The 20,748-nt window shown below is 50.7% G+C and carries 15 protein-coding genes; 6 read left to right on the top strand and 9 right to left on the bottom strand.

Translation table 11 applies throughout. The features are described 5' to 3' along the window. The 7 genes from Pan161_RS08645 to mprF form a co-directional block, all read right to left on the bottom strand. Positions 1-2,070: a serine hydrolase gene (locus Pan161_RS08645; RefSeq protein WP_145225894.1), complete on the bottom strand. Its 2,070-nt coding sequence runs from the start codon at positions 2,068-2,070 to the stop codon at positions 1-3. Between the two features lie 106 nt (positions 2,071-2,176). Beyond that, complete coding sequence (locus Pan161_RS08640) at positions 2,177-3,025, bottom strand: DUF6159 family protein (RefSeq protein ID WP_145225892.1); 849 nt, start codon at positions 3,023-3,025, stop codon at positions 2,177-2,179. Between the two features lie 137 nt (positions 3,026-3,162). Further along, entirely contained in the window at positions 3,163-4,179 is a 1,017-nt protein-coding gene (locus Pan161_RS08635) for a prenyltransferase/squalene oxidase repeat-containing protein (RefSeq protein WP_145225890.1), read from the bottom strand. 135 nt (positions 4,180-4,314) lie between these two features. Continuing rightward, entirely contained in the window at positions 4,315-5,592 is a 1,278-nt protein-coding gene (locus tag Pan161_RS08630; protein ID WP_145225888.1) for an FAD-dependent oxidoreductase, read from the bottom strand. A gap of 87 nt (positions 5,593-5,679) precedes the next feature. Beyond that, positions 5,680-5,802: a hypothetical protein gene (locus tag Pan161_RS31215; protein WP_261342948.1), complete on the bottom strand. Its 123-nt coding sequence runs from the start codon at positions 5,800-5,802 to the stop codon at positions 5,680-5,682. Positions 5,803-5,862: 60 nt separating this feature from the next. Next, complete coding sequence (locus Pan161_RS08625; protein ID WP_145225886.1) at positions 5,863-7,923, bottom strand: glycogen debranching protein; 2,061 nt, start codon at positions 7,921-7,923, stop codon at positions 5,863-5,865. Positions 7,924-7,927: 4 nt separating this feature from the next. Beyond that, positions 7,928-10,474, bottom strand: coding sequence for a bifunctional lysylphosphatidylglycerol flippase/synthetase MprF (mprF, locus tag Pan161_RS08620; RefSeq protein ID WP_145225883.1), 2,547 nt, complete (start codon positions 10,472-10,474; stop codon positions 7,928-7,930). Between the two features lie 358 nt (positions 10,475-10,832). Here mprF and Pan161_RS08615 point away from each other — a divergent pair, with 358 nt between their 5' ends. Next, on the top strand, positions 10,833-11,801 hold the full coding sequence (locus tag Pan161_RS08615; protein ID WP_145225881.1) for a YybH family protein: 969 nt from the start codon (positions 10,833-10,835) through the stop codon (positions 11,799-11,801). A 63-nt stretch (positions 11,802-11,864) separates the two neighbouring features. Further along, positions 11,865-13,637: a hypothetical protein gene (locus Pan161_RS08605; protein WP_197995778.1), complete on the top strand. Its 1,773-nt coding sequence runs from the start codon at positions 11,865-11,867 to the stop codon at positions 13,635-13,637. A gap of 88 nt (positions 13,638-13,725) precedes the next feature. On the opposite strand, the gene Pan161_RS08600 is transcribed toward Pan161_RS08605, so the two are convergent. Further along, the gene (locus Pan161_RS08600) at positions 13,726-15,402 is read right to left on the bottom strand and encodes an arylsulfatase (RefSeq protein WP_197995777.1); all 1,677 of its coding nucleotides are present in this window, start codon (positions 15,400-15,402) and stop codon (positions 13,726-13,728) included. A gap of 492 nt (positions 15,403-15,894) precedes the next feature. Between Pan161_RS08600 and Pan161_RS08595 the strand changes: the two genes are divergently transcribed. From Pan161_RS08595 to Pan161_RS08580, 4 genes are all read left to right on the top strand, one after another. Continuing rightward, complete coding sequence (locus tag Pan161_RS08595) at positions 15,895-16,494, top strand: PDZ domain-containing protein (RefSeq protein WP_197995776.1); 600 nt, start codon at positions 15,895-15,897, stop codon at positions 16,492-16,494. Between the two features lie 397 nt (positions 16,495-16,891). Beyond that, positions 16,892-17,386 carry an ATP-dependent zinc protease family protein gene (locus Pan161_RS08590; protein WP_197995775.1) on the top strand — a complete coding sequence of 165 codons (495 nt, stop codon included), beginning with the start codon at positions 16,892-16,894 and terminating at the stop codon, positions 17,384-17,386. Positions 17,387-17,428: 42 nt separating this feature from the next. Then, positions 17,429-18,679: a RimK family alpha-L-glutamate ligase gene (locus Pan161_RS08585; RefSeq protein ID WP_145225875.1), complete on the top strand. Its 1,251-nt coding sequence runs from the start codon at positions 17,429-17,431 to the stop codon at positions 18,677-18,679. Between the two features lie 8 nt (positions 18,680-18,687). After that, positions 18,688-19,848, top strand: a complete 1,161-nt coding sequence (locus tag Pan161_RS08580; protein WP_232103668.1) for a succinylglutamate desuccinylase/aspartoacylase family protein — start codon at positions 18,688-18,690, stop codon at positions 19,846-19,848. A 237-nt stretch (positions 19,849-20,085) separates the two neighbouring features. Here the strand turns inward: Pan161_RS08580 and Pan161_RS08575 are convergent, their stop codons facing one another. After that, the gene (locus tag Pan161_RS08575) at positions 20,086-20,613 is read right to left on the bottom strand and encodes a transthyretin-like family protein (RefSeq protein WP_145225873.1); all 528 of its coding nucleotides are present in this window, start codon (positions 20,611-20,613) and stop codon (positions 20,086-20,088) included. Positions 20,614-20,748 lie beyond the last annotated feature (135 nt).

Here is a 20,748-nt window from a genome sequence, read left to right as displayed (position 1 = left end):
TCATTTCTGTTTGAACTGATCTTTGGCAGGCCAGCGTTCGATTCGGTTAATCCAGGTATGCATGGGAGCGTCAATCAGTGAAGACAGCCGTTTCTCATCAACCCCCTGACGAGAATTAAACAGTATCGCCCAGTTGATCCGATCGAGCCTTCGAACCAGGAGCGTCGACGTTCCCTCCAGGGAACCGGCGTGCCATTGATTGGAGTTCCCGGCGGTGTCTATGGGACGGACCATCCAACCACAGGCATAGTAGGCGTCTTTGGGTTTACCCTGGTCGTTGAAACCGGCGAGTCCCGGTGGGCGTTCCAGCATCTTTGAGATTGTCGGGGCACTCAAAACAGGACAGCGGTCTGGTATGTTAAAGGCGGTCGCAAATCTTAGCAGGTCCGGTGCTGAGGAAATCCAGCCGCCATGGGAGTCCATTGCTTCCAGATACCAGGTACCGTAGGGAGACGAGACCTGCTTGCGTAGATTGGCAGCAAAGACAGAGCCCCCCTCCCGAGTACTGTGGTACTTGACTTCTTTCTCTTTGCGACCATCGAGGAGTGTTTTCCCCAGCTGTGTCTCATTCATGTGAAGTGGTTTGCAGATCGTCTGCTGGATATAGTCCTCATAGCTCTGGCCGCTGACCTCTTCAATCACCCGCCCCAGTAAACAGTACCCGAAATTGGAGTAGGCATAACGTTCGCCGGGCTTAAAATCGAGTGGCTGCTCCAGCATGATGCGAATAATATCATCGATTTCCGCGGGTGCGGGTTTCCCCACTTGCTTTGCAAAAGCGATTGAACGAAACATAGGATCAAAGGAAGCTTCCCGGTCCCAGCCGGCGGTATGATTCAATAACTGCTGGATGGTAATGTCTTTCAGTCGTGGATCAATGTTCTTCTGAGAGAGGGGACGCCGATACTGTTTTAATACGTCAAAGACGCGACTGTCGATTTTCAGCTTGCCCTGTTCGACCAACTGCATGATGGCGACGGCGGTAATCGGTTTGGAAATGCTGGCAATGCGAAACTGGCTGTCGGGTTGCACCAGTTCTTTTGTTTCTTTGTCTGCATACCCAAAGCCCCGTGCATACACGAGCCGACCGCGATAACTGACTGCGACGGCAACCCCGGGAGGGTTATGCAACATCAGGAAGTCTTTGATTGCTTCATCCAGTGACGCTAATTCTTTCTGGTCCAGTCCCGTCATCGGAATCGCATCCGGGGATTTCCAGAGTGGTATTTCGACACGATTCTCCGGCATAACCTTCTGCCAGATCCCTGTGAACAGAGGCTGATTATTAATGGAATACGCATCGAGATTGATGAGTTGAAAATCATCAGCAAGACTCTTCTGATTCGTTTTCTGGAATTCTTCCGCAGTGAGATTAAATTGACACATCCATTGCGAGCCAGATGCTTTCGACCAGATGGCATGATAGACGGCAGTCCCATTTTCCACGAAACCGCACAGGTCAACGAGTTGAAATCCTTTTGATGTGTAATCGTCAAAGGTGTTTTGAAACTGGTTTAATGGAATCTGACAGGTGGCTTCCCAGACAGTATCGTTTTGTTTTTTCCAGATACCTGCGTGGAACGTCTGATTGTTGACAGTGTAACCGTCCAGCTGGAGGGGCGCGTAGCCTACTTCTTTTAAGGACTTCAGAGTGGATTGGAGTTGATCGCTGGAAAGGGAGTGTTTGAGTATATGGTTGGCATCTACTGCCTTCTGCAAAATAACGGCGAACCGTGGTTCACCCCGTTTCTCATAGCCGCTGATGACCAGCGGGTGATATCCTTCGGTGGCCTGCTGTTTCAGCTTGACTTCCAGTTGCTTTTCATCCAGCCCATGAAAGGCTTTCCAGTCTTTCGGGTTCTTTTGTTTGACTCCCAGAAGAGCAAATCGCTCAGATCGCTGACCTTCATAGACACTCAGGTCAGTCGCTGCGAATCCCTGTTTCCCCAACCGCGTGATTTGTCGCTGATAGATGAGAGGGTTTAGCTGCAGCTGGAGTTCAGGCTCTTCGGCAGTGACTGTAGCCGACAAATAAGCGAGGCAAACCATTAAAACAATCCGCACAGCCATCGAGGAGTCCTCAGCAGAAAATCGGGGGAGCAAAAGATCCACTCGATCATAGATGCTGGAACGCGCTGACTTCAAGTGTTTTCTGGCTGAAGCTGATATTCAAGTCTTATTTTTGATTGAAGGCGTGCGCGATCAGAGTTTGGTCAAACTGTTCTGGCGCTTCCCCTTCGGCTGCGAACAGGTATATCGCTGCGATCAGAATTGCATGTACTGCCGAGGAAACCAGGGAGATCAACAAAATACTCAGGATGGCACAACCTATGATAACTCCTCCCACAACGGCATTTCCCGCCGCGATCATCATGACGCCCCCTATCAGTGTGAGAATTACGGGAATCATGATCAGGAACATGATCGCACCGATTCCAAAATTGGCAACCAGAGATTCTCCCCATGTTTCTCGTAATACGCTGACAGAACGTTTCATGGCTTCAAAGGGGTTCTTTTTTTCTACGACCAGGACGGGAATGACAAAGTAAGTGGTGATCGACCAGGCCATGCCCAGCAGGCCGGCGACGATCTGTCCGATGCGTTCCGAGCGGGATTCGATCATTTTCAGGATAAACCCAACCGTCGCACTGACCAGTGCCCAGCCTGCAATTTGAGGCAGTCGATTTAACGCGGCATTGAAGCCGTCACTCACGGTGGGATTGCCTCCCTTCAATCGGATAATCGCACAGGCCATCAGGGCTGAGTTGAAGAAGATCATCACAAAATAATTGACAAAATAGAAGGCAAATAAAATCACGTACGCCACAGGATCCTGGGGCGCCTGCTGATCATTCATAATCGTGTCGAAGTATTTGCTGTCCCAGAGTGGTAAGGCGAAGCTGGCTAAAACCAGCAGGCAGGAGATACCGCTCATGATCGGAAACAGCAACAGTTCTTTATCCAGCATTAACACCCGAAAGCTCTGTTTCGATAACGCCCAGCCATTCGAAATACGTTCAAACATGGTCAGTCAGCCTTCTGATATGATAGGAGTTTAACGGAGATGAGACACCACTCACTTCACGATACTTTTCTATGGGAAATGGTCAGGCTGTGGTTATATCAGAATAAGCGGTAGCAGTGGAACGGGAAAACTGGCTGTCAATCCACTTTTGGTTGAGTGAGTAACAAAGCCACAGTGGCCCAACTGCTGGCGGTGACCGAGATAAACTGATTTTTTCCGTAAGGAAAACCCGTTTCAAAATAAGTTTGAAATGGTTTTGCATGGCTGATTACATGCCAGGAGCCATCGTTCTGTTGCGTATCGACCAGATATTGAATGCCTTTTCTGATCGCGGGTTCGTCAGCATCAATCAGATGGGAGCGTAATAATGCCACCAGAACGGTTCCCGTTGCATAGGCATCACTCTGCATCTCAGGCAGTTGAGACCAGCCACCATCCGTGTTTTGCAGCTTGAGTAACCCGTTTATCGAAGTTTGCTGTATCGCGTCGTCAATACTCAGGATTTGCAGGCAGCGCAACTGAAACACACGTTCTTCTGTTGATGCGGGTTTCAGGTCGAGCAGCCACTTGCGAGCTTCCGCGATGCGGGCTGAGATTTCCGGTTGTTGAGATTCACTGCCAAACGTCTGCAGTGCCCTGATGACGAAATAGTTTGTATTGGCGTCGGAAGACATGGAAGGAGGTCTTGTGGAATTTCGGGTCCAGTGCGGGCGCCCCTTGTCACGTTCCAGCAGATAACCAGTGACTGCAGTCGTCACTTCATCCGGCTTTTGTCCGGCTGTTTCGAGTGTCCACAACGCATAGCTGGCCGTATCGGGACCGCCTCCTTGTCCTTTGCCGGCACGATAGTTTCCCAGCCCGCGTTTCAGATGTTGCGCAGTATGGTCAACCTGAAGTTGGAAATTCGCTTGGTCTATTTTAAATCCCCTCTGGCGGGCTTCATCCAGAACCAGAACTGCCAGCGCCTGATTATGGCAGGTGAAGCATTTTCGCTCGCGTGTTGATCCTGCGGACGCCGTTTCAAGCAAGGGGATGGATTTTTGAATCGCTTTCCGGATCTGAGTCGTGCGCTCAGCCTGTTCTCCCGCCTGTGATATGACGGGAATACCTATTGCCAGAATCAGAATCGAACTGCTGAAACAGATTCTATTCATACTGCTTTTTCCTGGTACCACGTTTCAATGACTCTGTACTGGAATCATTCTCCAGACCAGAATACATTTTAACAATATGGATAATAAAAAGCAGAATCTTTCCTGTTTTCTTTATACCAAACTGGCTTTGATGTTTTATGGGGCGACAGGAGTACTGTTTTTCGCTGCCCGTTCCGGGGTCTGAATATGCTCGGGTAGAAATCCCAGACCAATCAGCTTGCCTGCGGTCCGTCTAAGAATCGGGGCCAATAACCTGGCAAACTTTCTGAGGCCCCAGGAGATCGAGACAGGTTTACCGGGCGCAGAGTGTCCTCCAAACAGTCGCTGGTGGGCAAAGACCTGCATGCGTTGCGTTTTCAATGCGGGGCGTTCACGTCGATTTTGCACCTCTTGCAGATCGGCCAATGTAACCACTCCCTCGTACAGTTTATCAGCCAGCAGATTGGCAGTGGCGACGGCATCCTGTACCGCCAGGTTAACCCCGACTCCGCCGACAGGCGACATGGCATGGGCGGCATCTCCAATCAATAACAGGCCCGGTTGTGCCCAGTTGGTGATATGATTCAGTTGCACGGTTAAGAGTCTGACTTTGTCCCAGCTGTCGATTTCTGCGACTCCCTCTCCCAGATCGGGGAGGATATCCAGAATTCGGTTTCGGAAGACTTCCAGGCCTTCCTGCTTGATTTCATCAAAAAATCCTTTATGGATAATCAGACCCGCCTGGAAATAGTCTCCGCGGTCGATCGTGATCAGCATGCGGCCCTGTTTAATCCGTGCCAGCGTGTTGTCATCAATGTCTCCCTGTTTCCCTACTCGAAACCAGAGAACATCGATGGGAATTCCTTTTTCGATCACTTCGACGTTGGCATCAATCCGCATCTGTGAACCACGACCATCGGCGCCTACCACCAGATCGGAAAAGATTTCGTATTCCCCCTCCAGTCCATTTACTTTGACCCCAATGACGTGCTCTCCATCCCGAATCAGGTGTTTCGCTTCGGCCTGCAGATGAAGATGGAAGTTGGGATATTCACTGGCATGACTGGCAATCATGTTGAGAAAGTCCCATTGGGGAGCAAAGGTGATGAACTTGCATTCGGTTGGCAGATGCGTGAAATAAGGTCCGGGAATCTGCTGGCCTTCAAAGTTCAGGTTCAGAGCTTCAAAGTGTTTGTCAGCGATTTGGAGAAATTCATCCAACAGTCCCAGTTCAAACAACAATTGCAGCGTAGAGGGGTGAATGGTATCGCCACGAAAATCACGTAGAAAGTCTTTGTGTTTCTCCAGCACGATGACTTCAACGCCTGCGCGGGCCAGCAGGTAACCCAGAAAGAGACCGGCGGGACCACCACCGACAATACAGCACCGCGTTCTGATTTGTGACCCAGAGAGTGGGGGACGGGATTCACTCATTGCGTATTACCTCCTGTAAGACTGGCGTTGATGAATCGGAATCTTGGCGGACGCGACTCCGCAGCATAGGAATATCAGCTTGATGTTTCAAGATGTATCTGCTTCGTCGTTCACTTCCGGTTTCGATTTATGTTTTCGGAGTCGATGTGAAAAGATCACAATCACAAACAGGATCATCACGCCCCCAAAGACTTCTGCGATACCATCCATTTAGCTTCCTCACCTGATCTGCAGAGAACCCTTCTAGCTGAATTCTGTACGATATCTATTTTAACCAGGTTGTCTGATCAGTACCACCACAGACCGTGCCTGCACGTCATACGTGTCTTTTGTAATGGAGCCCAGGTTGCCTGATTCCAGGATATCCTGCGGACTGGATTGTGCCGTATCAATAACAAGTTTCCATTCTCCCGGAGTACCTTCATGTATTCCAAAGCCGCAGGTATTGGCGGCCGCATTGATCATCACATAAATATCTGCGTCCTGTTCTGCTTTACCGTGCAGGCAGAAAGCGAGAGTTCGGGCAGAAGGCTGGAGGTCTACATACCGAGTGACGCCGTACCACTTAATGTCTTCCCGCCAGAAATAAGACCGGCACAGGGATGAATGGGCTTTGCGAAACGCGATGATCTGTTTCACAAATCGGAACATATCCTGGTTTGCTTCCAGGCGGCTCCAGTCCAGCCAACTGGTTTCATTGTCTTGATTATAGGGATTGTTGTTTCCTTCCTGGGTTTGCAGAAATTCATCTCCCATGCGAAACATGGGGGTGCCATTGGAAACCATCAGGAGGGTGAAAAAGTTTTTGACCTGCTGCTTTCTCAATTTGAGTATGTCCTCGGGGGCGTCAGATCCCTCCCAGCCACAATTCCAGCTGTAATCGTGAGTTCCATCCTCGTTGTGCTGGCCGTTCTCCCAGTTGCGTTTTTGATTGAATGACACCATATCGTACAGGGAGAAGCCGTCATGCGAAGTGATGTAGTTGATACTCTGGTAGGGTCTGAGTGCATGCAGGCAGTCGTCCGGGAAGAGATCACTACTGCCGTACAGTCGCGTCATCAGGTCCGCAATCTGTCCCTCATCGCCTCGGACAAATTTTTGCAGTGTATCCCGATAGGCGGCATTCCATTGCATCCAGCGATGACCGGGAAAACGTGAGCCCAGCTGAAAAGCGCCACCCGCATCCCAGGGTTCTGCAATGAATCGTCTGCCTGCCAGCGAAGAGTCAGATCCGATCTGCCCGAGTGTCGTCGGGTTCGTGTCTTCAATACTGCCATCTGCTTTTCTGGTGAGCACGCTGGCCAGATCGAAGCGAAATCCATCGACGTGCATTTCTCTCACCCAGTATTGCAGACTGTCGACAATCATTTTGCGCACGGCACGGTTGGCGGTGTGCAGGGTGTTACCCGCTCCCGAGTAGTTGGCGAATTGAGATTCGGGGTTGCCTGTCAATGAATAATAGGTCGTGTTATCAATGCCTTTGAAGCTGTAGGTCGGGCCTTTCTCGTTTCCTTCGCCTGTGTGGTTGTAGACGACATCTATAATGACTTCGATTCCGGCGCGGTGCAGGGCTTTCACCATTTCACAAAATTCAATGTGTCGTTCACAGGTCTCTTCCGACATGCAGTATCCATCGTGCGGCGCGAAGAATCCGAGAGGCATGTAGCCCCAGTAATTCCCGTCCTGAGTATCGAACTGATAAACGGGCAGCAGTTCGACCGCTGTGATTCCCAGTTCCTGCAGGTAAGGGATTTTTTCGATGACTCCTGCAAAGGTGCCCCGGGCTTTTTCGGTTACGCCCGAGTTATCCCGCTTTGTGAAACCACGTACATGCATCTCATAGATAATTAAATTAGAGGTATGGTGAACCGGTTGATCATCGTCCCAGTTAAAAGCACATTCGATAGATTGCAGAACCGAGAGCGGAGCGCGACCCATATTGCTTCCGGGGTGGCAGGCAGCCTCTCTGTCAAAGTCGGGCGGGAAATAGATATTTCGTGAATACGGATCGAACAGCAGTTTTTCAGAATCAAACGCATGCCAGTCATAAGGGGCTTCGGGAGAGGGGCCCTCAATCTGATAGGCATAATACGTAGCAGGACGAATATTGACGGCCGGGATTCGACAATGCCAGATTTCAGCTGTTTTATTGCGGTGAGGTTCAAAATGATAAACATGAACCGGATGATACAGATCATTTTCGGCGAAAAAGAGCAGGGAAACCCGCTCTGCATGTTTGGAATAGATGGCAAAATTATAGGCGTATTCAGAAGGAACCCAGGTTTCCCCCAGCTTTACAGGGGAACCTTCGATTTTGTCCCAGTGGTCCATGTTATTAAGTCCGATTTGAATTTGACTGGTTTTTTGCGATGATCGCGACAACATCAGACAATATTTGAGGCAATGCCATTCCGCCGGGAGACGCCAGGTATTTGGGTGTCCAGACGGGATCGAATTTCTCTTTATAACTTCTCAATCCCTCAAAGCCATAGAAATGATCGCCATAACGAAAAATCAAATTGGCCGTTCGATTCCAGACAGGGGACAGGGGACGATTTTCGAGACCGGACAGGGGAGCCATACCGAAATTGAACCATTGATAACCCTGCTGCCTGCCCCAGAGTAGTAATTCCACAAATAGATATTCCATGACTCCCGGCGGTGCTTCGGGGGTATGTCGCATCAGGTCAGCAGAGAGTTCATCTTTGCCGGCACCCTCCAGTACATTGGCAAACGCAATGATCCGTCCCTGCTGTCGAACGATGGCAATCGGAAACTGCTTGAGATACGCTTCATCGAAATAACCGAGCGAAAAACCTTTTTCGTTGATCTCTTTCGCCTGGAGCCAGGCATCAGAAATCTGTCTGAGTTCACTGAGAATTTCCGGTACACCTTCCCGGGGAATCAGTGAGAATTCACACTCTTCCGTTTCACAGTGATTGATGGCCTGTCTGAGTTTCCGTCGCTTGCCACCCTGCAGGTCAAACGATTCCAGGGGGACGCGGGCTTCTTCCCCGAGTTTGAGGATGGTCAGTCCCTGATCCAGATACAGCGAGAGATTCTCTGGTTTGACCTGATAAAAGACGGGCCAGCCGTCATAGCGATCGACGAGTTCCCGGAACTGCCAGATCAGTTCTCCCCGATCTGCGTCTGCCCCGATGGGATCGCCGAGAGAAATCCAGGAACGTTTTTGCACGCCATACATGATGCAGGCTGTCTGTCGGGTATTGAACAATAGTGATTTATCGCCCAGCAATGCCAGTTGAGTGGAGGTCTGAGGTGATGACAGGACCAGTTGTTTTACCGCATCCAGTTCTGCGGGAGTGGGTGGCGACACACGAGGCTTGTGAGCCGCGACCAGCCTGGAAAAAGCAAACAGCAGGATGATAGCGATTGCGCCGACGCTGCCTCGCAGAAAACGGGATGCATCTCCTTTGATTGTAAAGGCCCACCAGAGCTCGTCTGAATATTCGACATGTCGATAGGCAAACAGGCCCAGCCAGATCGAACAGAACACGATTGTCAAAATGGTTCCCGCCCAGCCTGGGCTGAAACGGGCGTGGATCAAAGCGCCTTTTCGATAATACTGTTTGCGACTGATCAATAATGCGAACAGCAGCATACTCAGCAGGATGGCTTCTTCAAAATCAAAACCTTTCATCAGAGAGACAACAATCCCCACACTTAACAGAGAGGTAATCAGCCACCAGGCTGAGTCCAAACGGCGTTGCAAGCCCCGGGCCAGTACGAGCAAGGCGGCTCCCGTTAAGCTTCCCAGGAAATGCGAGACTTCAATGAGAGGTAGTGGGAGCGTCTGTTGCAGAGATCCAATGCGGGCGGTGACGATCGGTGTTGCTCCGGAAAACAGCAGTACGGCTCCGGCCAGCAGCGTACACCCGGAAAGAATCAGAGGGGCGATGGCTGTCGACCAGCGGCTTGTTTCCTGCATCACGCGTGATGCCAGGCCTCGATTGAGAGAAAGTTCATGCAAGCCGAGGAGTACGACTGCTGCAAACAGGGGAATCAGATAGTAAATCACTCGAAATACCAGCAGACCGGCCAGAATTATTCCTGAATGGGGAGACGCCAGGAGGGTCAGCATCACTAATTCAAAAACACCAATTCCGCCAGGCACGTGCGACAGGACCACCGTCACAGTGGCCATCAGAAAGATTCCCAGAAATTCGCCGTAGCCAATCGAAATGTCTCCCGCCAGCAGCGTATATACAATGAACGCGACCAGAATCAGATCGATGGCAGAGACTGCCAGTTGCAGTAATGTCATCCCCGTGCCGGGAAGTTTCAGCTGAATTCCTTTGACGTTGATAGGTTTGGTGCGAATCAACGTCAGCGAAGTGTAACAGGCGGCGACCGTCAGCAGGATGTACCCGACTGGCTGCACATTATCAAAAGGGAAGTGTAATGAGGCAGGAATCGGAAACGGGTGGGAAATGAAAACGATTCCTGCTAAGGCAAACACACCAATCCAGTACGTCGTGCCCAGCATGATGACCAGCTGCAGAATTTCGACAGCCGAAAGTCCCCAGGCGGAATACAGGCGATATCGGACTGAAGTCCCTCCCAGAACAGCGCCAAAGTTATAGCTGGTTACGAAACCGGTGAACGATGCGAGGGAGATTTTTCCCAGGGAGAGTGGATGCTGTATCGCGCGGACCGCCAGATAATCATAGCCGATCAGAACGAGGTAATTAATGACCGTCAGACCGCCGGCTGCCCAGAGTCGCCACGCCGGGATGTGGGTAATGGCATTGCGGATATCATGAATATTGTAATGTTTCAATTCCCGGGACAGCAGCCAGATTGCTCCCATGAAAATTGCAATGACAGCCAGGGGAGCGAGTTGTTTAAGACGATGAAGCATCAATGATTCTTAATAACAAAGGTGCTGAAGGCTCTGAAGTAACAAATTCGGGTTTACTGATCAATGCTTGCAGAATTGATATCCATCCCGTTGTCAGTGAGAAAGAGAACAGGCATCTCATGAATTCGTCAACAATGTTGCGAATCCATTGTGTTATCATCAGGGAACCTGGTAGTGGGTCACGTATTGTTCTCGTTACGTTTAACAGCTCATGAATTTTCTGAAAGAGATCATAAATTATGCGTGCAATATTGAATAGGCGGGAATAGAATAAAAGCGCGGGCTGTGGCTTTGGGAGCAGCCTGCCGACTCTCTCACAACGCAAGCGAATTCAACACCATATCTGAAAGAAGTCAGAATGAATCCTCTACAGCGATTGACCCGCTCTGGTCTTACCGTATCTGCTTTCTCGTTATTATTTATGTGGGACAGTTCTGCCCTGCAGGCGCAGTTCCAGAGAACTCCGCTCATTGCCAGCGGTGAACCGGAAGTAACGGAACCCCAGAAAAAGTCAGCTAATTCTGGAGCCGAAGCAGCTGTCAAAAAAGTGGCTGAGCAGTTTAAACAGGCTTTTGATGCAGGGAATGCAGAAAAAATCGCCAGTTTCTGGACTCCCGAGGGAGAATATATCGAAAGCAGTGGCAAACGTCTGGCTGGTCGACCGGATATTCAGAAAATGTATACGGAATACTTCAAAAACAGCAAAGGCGCGAAAATCCAGATCACAATCGATGCGGTACGTGAAATTGGTGAGAAGCTGGCGATTGAAGAAGGACGGACGGTCGTGACAGTTCCCGAATCTCCCCCTGCATTCAGCCAATATACCGCAACCCATGTGAAACAGGATGGGAAGTGGAAGATGGCCAGCGTCAAAGAATCGGCAATCTCACCTTCATTACCTCAAATTAACTTGAAGGATCTGGAATGGCTGATAGGAACCTGGACCACTGAGGATGAAGGCGTCACATTAAAGACTATTTATCGCTGGTTGCCGGGAAGGAAGTTTATCGAAAGAACCTTTGTCGCGAGCACCGGAAAAAAATCGCAGCAGATGGGTGTTCAAATCATCGGCATTGATCCACTGAGTGGCGATATCATGTCCTGGACTTTCAATACTGATGGCAGTCATGCGATCGGAATCTGGATGCCCGTCGATGGTGGGTGGGCGATCGAATCCCGTGGTGTGATGGCAAACGGCATGCTCACGAGCGCTAATAACATTGTGACAAAAATTGATGATAAGGGCTGTCGCTGGCAGTCGGTCAATCGTTTCGTAAATGGAACGGAATTACCAGATGCACTCGAAGTGGTCTCCAAGCGAGATTAATCTCAGCGATGCACGCGCTTCAAAATCGACACTGACAAAATTCTGAAATTGGGAATATTAGATATGAGATTATTCATCACACTGATCGCGGTTACGGCAGTCTGCCTGTTCAATCCCGAACTTTCTGAAACCTGGGCGCGTGGCGGGTTTGGCGGCGGCGGAGGTAGGAGCTTTGGCGGCGGAGGTGGCGGCGGTAGGAGTTTTGGTGGTGGCGGAGGAGGCTTTGGTGGTGGAGGAAGAAGTTTCGGCGGTGCTGGCGGCGGCGGTTTCAACGGCGGCGGTGATTTCCGTGGCGCAAGTGGGCTTGGTGGCGGAGGCGGCTATGGAGGCGGTCGTGATTTGGGTGGGAATGGTTTTAATGGAAGCGGTGGCTTTGATGGCAGTCGCTTTTCCAATTATGGCAGTCGATTTGATACGACCAGCCGCTTTAATGATCAAAGCGGATTCGACTCCAAGTTCTCAAATCAGGCGCGCTCGTTTGAGCAACCTCGGGGAAATACTTTTGACCGGGGAAATCTGAACCAGGGGGGGGCTAATGGAGACCGTGGTTTTCGGAATTCGGGTTCACTCAATGTCGGGGATATGAACTTCAACAAGCGACCCACTCAACAGGGGTTGAATAACTTCCTGGGTCTGCCCTCCGATGCCGGGCACAATGCGGTGACCAATTCTCATCCTCAAGTTCAGGATTTTACCGGACGTGATACCATCAACCGTTCCATCAGTTCCGGTACCGGTTCCGGTAATGTTTATCATGGTCCGAACGGTGGCGTCGCAGCTGGCGGCACTTATACAGGCCGGCGTGGAAATACCATTACCGGCGGCGGTGCCATCGGTCCAGATGGCGGTCACGCTGCTGGCGGATCAATCGATGGAAAGAACGGCGGTAGTGCTACCGGGGGACGGGTTGTGGGTCCCAATGGTGGATCTGCTGCTGGTGGTAGAGCCGTTGGTCCCAACGGTGGAACCGCTGCGGGAGGGCGTGTCGTCGGCAGGGATGGTGGCAGTGCGGCCGGTGGTCGTGTGGTCGGTCCCAATGGCGGAAAAGCTGCCGGTGGTGTTGTTCGCGGACCCAATGGAGGAGGAACAGCTGGCGGTGTGGTTCGTGGTCCGAATGGCGGTTACGCTGCGGGCTTTGTGCACGTTCCCCCTTCAACCCGCTATTACCATGGTGCGGTGATTCGCGGTGGGTTTGCTGGATACGGCATGTATTATCCCGGCTGGTATGCAGCGCATCCGGGAGTCTGGTACGTTCCCGGCTGGCCGGCTGGTTATGCCTGGAGTGCCTGCACCTGGAACTCCATGATGGCCTGGCTGACATTAGCCAATTCGCAGCCCCTCTATTATGACTATGGCAACAACGTGGTCTATCAGGATAACAGTGTGTACGTTAACAACCAGGATGTTGGATCTGCAGAAGAATACACTCAGCAGGCCAGTCAACTGGCGTCTCAAGGTGCTTCTGCGGATGTCAGCAATCAGAAGGACTGGATGCCGCTTGGCGTATTTGCGCTCTCACCCAGTGGGCAGACCAGGTCTGATTCCACTGTAGAACTGGCCGTCGATGCGAAAGGCATCATCCGTGGTAATTACACTGATACGAAAACGAACAAAACTCAGCAAATACAGGGGTCCGTGGATAAGAAAACACAACGGGCTGCCTGGACGGTTGGCGATGACAAAAATACCGTCTATGATACTGGCATCTATAACCTGACCAAAGACGAAGCGCCTCTGCTGGTGCATATCGGTAAAGATGAGACTCAGCAATGGCTCATGGTACGCATCACTCAGAAGGACAAAGATAAGTCATCCAGCACTTCCGCCAGTGAGTAATCACAGCGCTATTGATGAACCTGATAGATACCCTTTAACAGAGTTGGTTGTTTTTTTACCAACTCTGTTTTTGTTTCTACCTGCAACCTTATTTCTTCAACGGTGCCAGATAATCGATGCGGTAATCTGTCGGGAAAGGGAGTACAAAATTCGCTTTGGCCCAGGTCTGCCACTTCTGGTCAAGTTGCTTTACGACCTCCGGATGCTTTTCGGTCAGATTATTCAGTTCTGTACGATCGACTGAGATATCATACAGTTCCCACGGTCCGCCGCGCAGAGCGGAGAGCTTCCAGCGACCTTCCCGGATGGCCCGGTTACCCTGGTGTTCAAAGTAGAGCGTGCGTTCGGTCTGAGAAGAGTTATTGATGGGGATGAATAGACTTTGCCCTGGCAGGGGAATCGTTTTCACGCCGTTCCACTGAGTGGGGTAAGCAACTTGAGCCGCCGTCAGCAGTGTGGGGACAATATCGATAATATGCGCGGGTGTTGAAACAATGGCTCCCTGTTGCTTGATCTGTGCCGGCCAGTGCACGATGCCGGGGGAAGCGATACCCCCTTCGTGGTTGTAATGTTTGTAAAGTCTCCAGGGAGTATTTGAAGCATTTGCCCAGCCGGAACCGACGCTGTGATGCGTATCCGGTCCGCCCATTTTATCGAGTTGATCTCCCCAGTATAAGGTGTTGTTACGACTGGAGCGGATATCAAATCCAAAGGGATCCCATTCGGCGCAGGCACCGTTATCGGAAGTGAAAATAATCAGCGTATTCTCCAGCTCATTATTCTGTTTGAGGCTGGTGATTACACGTCCGATATTCTGATCCATGCGATCCACCATCGCGGCAAAAATCGCCATGCGTCGCGCCAGATCACCTCGGCGGTCTGTTGGCAGCGAATTCCAGGCAGGATTGACGCGGGCCTCTGCTTCACCCCAGTCCCAGTAACGTGAACGGGGAGAAAGTTTCGTCTCCGGCGGCACGATTCCCATTTTCTTCATACGTGTCAATCGTTCTTCCCGGATTTTATCCCAGCCCACCTGGTAGCGATCTGCATATTTGAGAATTTCTTCCTGGGGGGCATGCAGGGGAAAGTGCGGCGCATTGAAGGCCAGATATAAAAACCAGGGCTGTTCCGGGTTTTGTCTTCCCTTTCGCAGAAAATCGATCGCGTAATCGCCGAGTGCATCCGTGCCATAGAATTCCCCTTTAGGATAGGTGTGAGTGGACCGGGATGCGGGGAGCCTGCTGAAATGATCGACGTCCCAGAATGTTTTGGCACTGACCAGTGTCCCATAGAATTCTTCAAAACCAGACTTCGTCGGATCTTCCGTTCCCAGATGCCATTTACCGGAGAGGAACGTGCGGTAGCCTCCCTGTTTCAGGATCTGGGCAACTGTGATGGCTTCATCAGAGAGATGCCCCTGGTACCCGCGCTGGTTCAGATTACGCGTCATGTGTCCCAGCCCGATCCGATGTGGATATTGACCAGTCATAATCGTGCCCCGGGACGGACAGCAGCGGCCTGTATTATAAAACTGAGTCAGTCGAACACCCTGCCTGGCGAGGGAATCCAGCTGGGGCGTCTTGATCTCGCCTCCGAAACATCCCAGGTCACTATAGCCCAGATCGTCGGCAACGATCAGCAGAATATTGGGCTTCTGTTCGGCACACCAGCATTGTTCAGGCCCGCTGAAAAGTATCACTAAAAAGAGCAGGGGGCAGATCTGCCAGATACGAAACACAGGAAGTACCGGGTCAGGCATCATCATGTTCTCTCTCCATTAAGGTGTGTCTGTGATGGGAACAGGGCAGTCCTCGTTTCACAGCACTGGCATGTCTGTGTTATCTGCTGCCTGCTTCCTCAGCTTAACCGCTCTTTAACACAGGTTCCAGAAAGAGTCTCAGATTATGATTGAACCAATTATCGGGGCGCCGGGGGTTCTGATGATGTTGCAAATAATCATCAGAATTCGATTTCCGTATTTGACAAGGTATATGCGTGAGCTAGGATAGGATGAATGCGTTGAGTACGGCGATTGTTGAGTTGCCTTAAATTGAGAAGCTCCGCAACCAGAAATATTATGTGTCTTGTACATGTTTTGAAATAAAGGGTTACTAAGATGAAATTGCAGAAGTCTATAACGAGCAAGGGCTTGCTTTGTCTTCTCACACTCTTTTTGGTCGTGAATTATGAATCACAGGCTCAAGAAGCACCTGCCAGTAAACAAGCTGCATCGACCGCTCGTCAGAAGTATGCTGCAATGATGAGTGATGCTCACAAGGCCCGCTTGAACCAGCATTACGCGAAATACTACAAAGCCACTCTGGGCGTAGTTTGCACTGATGCCTCCGGCCCTCTCGCCGCCCATATGACAAACGGCGCACCAGACTGGTGGACCGGTGTCGGTACCAATCTGGACGGGAATCCCGGCTATGGTGTTGTCATTATGCACGTGGCTCCCGGGTCTCCAGCAGATAAGGCTGGCTTAATGAAGTACGATATCATCCTGTCTTTCGGCAGTCATCGTCTGGCTTCCGTTCGTCAGTTAAATTCCTTGCTGGCCAAAGCTCAACCAGGTCAGGACGTCAAGCTGTCTGTCATCCAGGTAGGAGAACAGGGTGCTGTCAGCACGGTTGATGTCACTCTCGGTTGGTCAGAACGGATCAATGCTCCTGCTCAGGGAAATCCGCCTCGCACCTTTACACCTCAATATCCTTCCGCGTCTAATTTTGGAAACGATGATGAATACCTCATCAATCCCAAAGCACCTTTGAAATATCAGTACGCTGCTCCGTATGAGTACGCTCCCAAGCTGGATCCCTCTGTTCCCATGGATTTTGGATTAACTCCTAAACCATAGTCGTACCACCAGCTCTCACTGTAAGGCTTTTAATGCAGGCGATGCCCGATTCAGGCATCGCCTGTTTTTTTTGTAGATTTTCCGTGAGAGATTCGTGTCATAGATACGATAGCTGATACAACGGGTAAGTCCTGTCAATTTGCCTGAAACAGGAAGCATTCGACTGCAGATAATTTTAGGCTGTGTCCCGTTTTCCTGTAGCGTCTCGAGGGCCATTTGGACCGAGTATCATAGATTCTGAGAGGCGATGGTTCAATGTGATGCGTTCTGGAATTGGTTCTATAATCAGTCAGAGATTGAGTGATTACATGTGACAGAACTGGCATATCTAGGTATTTTGATGTAGACTAAGTATCTCGAAACTGAGAAAAGGTGCAGAGGAGGCCGTGCAGCAAACGTGACGAGAACACTGCAGAAGGAAAAAAGACGGAATACTGGTCTGCCTGTCATTGGCTGGCGAGAATGGATCAGTTTGCCGGATCTGGGGATTAAGAGCATTAAAGCTAAAGTAGACACCGGGGCCCGGTCGTCGTCCCTGCATGCTTATGATTTGCATCAGTTCGAGCGAGAGAACGAAAAATGGATTCGATTTAAGGTCCATCCCGTGCAACGGAAAACGCGCGAGGTCATTGAAGCCGAAGCGCGGATTATTGAGTTCCGGTCGGTGCGCAGTTCCAGTGGGAAGGCCAATCTACGGCCCGTGATCATGACGAATATTAAACTGCTGGGAGTCAGCTGGCCGGTCGAATTGACGCTCGCCAATCGAGATGAAATGGGCTTCCGAATGCTGCTGGGTCGTGAAGCATTTCGGCGACGCTTTTTCGTCGACGCCGGAAAATCTTACTACGGTGGGAAGCCACAACAAACCAAAAAAAAGTCGAAACGGGCTTAGCTGGTTCAAACCACAACCGTTTTGACGATAAAAGGATCTTTCATGAAACTTGCAATTCTTTCGTGCAGCCCCCGATGTTACAGTTCGCGGCGTCTGCGCGAAGCGGCAGAACAACGTGGCTTTCAAGTCAAAGTTTTAAATACACTTAAATTTGCCATCGATCTCAAACAGGCGGAACCGGATCTCTATTTCCGACAAAAATCCATTTCTGATTATGATGCAGTTCTGCCACGTGTGGGCGCTTCCATTACCTATTTCGGAACAGCTGTGGTCCGGCAGTTCGAGCAGATGGATATTTTTTGTGCGAATTCCTCTTCAGGCATTACCAACTCTCGGGATAAACTTCGCAGTCTGCAGATTCTGAGTCGCCATCAGATCGGAATCCCGCAAACGACATTTGTCCGCGATAAAAAAGACGTGTTGCCTGCCATTGAACGTGTTGGTGGCGCACCTGTGGTCATCAAACTTCTGGAGGGGACACAGGGGATTGGCGTGCTTCTGGCCGAATCGGTGAAGTCGGCAGAAGCCATCATCGAACTGCTGCAGAACCAGAAGCAGAACGTATTGATTCAGAAATTCGTCGCAGAAAGCAAGGGGCGTGATATCCGGGCCTTTGTCGTCGGAGACCGCGTAGTAGCAGCGATGCGACGTGTGGCACAGGGGCAGGAGTTCCGCAGCAATGTGCATCGTGGTGGCCTGACAGAGCCAGTCATTCTTGATGAAACCTACTGTAAAACGGCGGTGCGTGCAGCTCAGATTATGGGATTGCGAGTGGCGGGAGTGGATATGCTTGAAGGTAAAGACGGCCCACAGATTATGGAAGTCAATTCCTCTCCAGGACTTGAGGGAATTGAGAAATGTACTCAGCTCGACATCGCCGGCGCCATTGTTGATTACATTTCTGCTCAGGTTGATTTTCCGGAGATCGATCTCCGACAGCGCCTGACCGTCAGTCGAGGATATGGCGTGACTGAGATTCATATTCCGGAAGGATCGGAATATGTGGGGAAAGCCATTAATGAATCTGGTCTGCGGGACAAAGACATTAACGTATTAACCCTCTATCGTGGAACTACAGTGATTCCCAACCCCCGTTCAGATCGGAAACTGGAGTCACATGACCGTTTACTCTGTTTTGGAAAACTGGAACTGATGCGCGATCTGGTTCCCTCAAAAACACGCCGAAAACGTCGACCGAAAGTTCAGGATCTGCCCGAGTTGCCCGTGGCCGAAGAAGTGCTGACGGACGCTGTCAAGGAGACCGCCGAGTCAGCGCGGTCAGGAAGGAATTGACGCCACACATGACAAAACCGCGACAACGTAAGCCAATCGATCAATGGAATGGGGACACTATACCGGCTGGACAGTCGCGTGACGTCAAGCTGGCTGTCAGCGAAAGCTACAGCAGTATGAACGTGAAAATTCCCATTCATATCCGTCGCGCTGAGGCAGATGGACCAGTGGTTTTTGTAACCGCTGCATTGCATGGCGATGAGATTAATGGCACGGGCGCAATTCGTGAACTGATCCAGGATGTGGACTTCAAACTATTGAGAGGCTCGGTCATTCTGGTCCCGGTTCTCAATATACTGGCCTTTGATCGTCACTCCCGTTATTTGCCCGACCGACGTGACTTGAACCGTTCTTTTCCGGGGTCGGCTAACGGCAGTCTTGCCAGTCGTATGGCCCGGATCATTTTTGACGAAATCGTTTCCCGCAGTGACTATGGCATTGATCTGCATACTGCATCAGTGCGTCGAACAAATTATCCTAACGTCCGCGGAGATCTAACCAGTCCAGACGTTTGTCGACTGGCAAAAGCCTTCGGTTCAGAAGTCATCATGAATGGCAAAGGACCTGCGGGAGCATTCCGCCGCGAAGCCTGCAACAGCGGTTGTCCGACCATCATCATGGAAGGCGGGGAAGTCTGGAAAGTCGAACCGGGGATCGTCGAGTCCGCAGCGCGCGGGGTCAGAAATGTCCTCCGTGATCTGCAAATGCTGGATGGTGAGCCGGAATCTCCCGATTATCAGGTCATCGTCGATAAATCGACGTGGGTGCGGGCAGAGCGGGGGGGCTTCCTCAAATTTCATGTCAAGCCGGGCGACATTATCGAAAAAGATCAGCCACTGGCCACCAACACCACTCTGCTCGGCAGAGAACGCAGCATGCTTTATGCGCCTTTTGACTCCGTCGTGATTGGGATGACCACTCTGCCAGCGATTAGTCCGGGTGAGCCTATCTGTAATCTGGGAATGCTGCCCGAAGGAACCAAACCTTCACAAATTCGGCGGTTTCGACGAGAAGAAGACGGATTGGAAGGTCAGGTCGTGGACGAGCTTTCGACGAACCTGGTTGTTGTAGAACCCTGCGATGAAGCGGCACAACTCAAGCTTGATCAAACGCAGCACCGGGAATCAGGTTCACATCCTGTCCCCGAGAAGCCAACAGCGGCTGAGTGAAGTACTGGTTCTGGAAACCTCTCGGTTTTGTCAGAGTCCCTTCTGCAGAGATCTATGCGGATCTCTGCAGTCAGACTATCAGGGGGGACAATGGCTGAAACGATTCAGCTAGAGCGCATCACATTTAACCATAGCGTCTCACAATCTATTATACTCGGTCCAAATGGCCCTGGAGACGCTACAGTAAAACTGGACACAGTCTAAAGTCCACTGTCATAAAAACGATACAGTTAAGTCTTACTTCGACGTTAAATCAAAATCGAACTTGTTTTTGCCATCCACGACTTCTTTTTTCAGTTCTGATTTCGTGTTATAGCGTTCAGGAATCGGATCTTTTTTGAAAGTTCCTTGGGGTAACTTGATCGCAGCGACGCCATCATTTTCACCGCGAAACGTTTCGATAGGCAGTGTTTCCGCAATGCCCGAGTCATCATCGTTTTTGGGGATGACGGCTTCAGCCTTAATAATGGTCACTCTGTGACTTCCTAACAGAGCACCTTTGGCATGTTCCTTATAAGAAAGTGAATAGTTGCCGGATGCGTCTGTACGTCCGGACGAGGGATTTCCTTTTTCAGGGGAAAAAATCACAACAATGTCCGCCAGAGGCTTGCCGTCCATGGTGACGGTGCCTGAGACGGGAGCAAGTTTCACTTCATCGACACCTCCCGAGCATCCCAGGCAGCAGACCAGTAAGACCCCTGCTGAAAATTTAAGAAAGTAACCCCGTTTTGAATTTGCAGGATTCAAAATAATTCCTGTAGACATGAGCTTGCTCTTCCAGTGATAGAAAATTCTAAGAAAACCCGGTTTCATCCTGTTGATGAAACCGGGGTCTATTTGATCGTTACACGATGGTTTAGACTGTGTCCAGTTTTACTGTAGCGTCTCCAGGACCATTTG

The sequence above is a fragment of the Gimesia algae genome (assembly GCF_007746795.1).
Taxonomy (GTDB): domain Bacteria; phylum Planctomycetota; class Planctomycetia; order Planctomycetales; family Planctomycetaceae; genus Gimesia; species Gimesia algae.
This window is presented reverse-complemented; position numbering and strand designations above follow the sequence as displayed.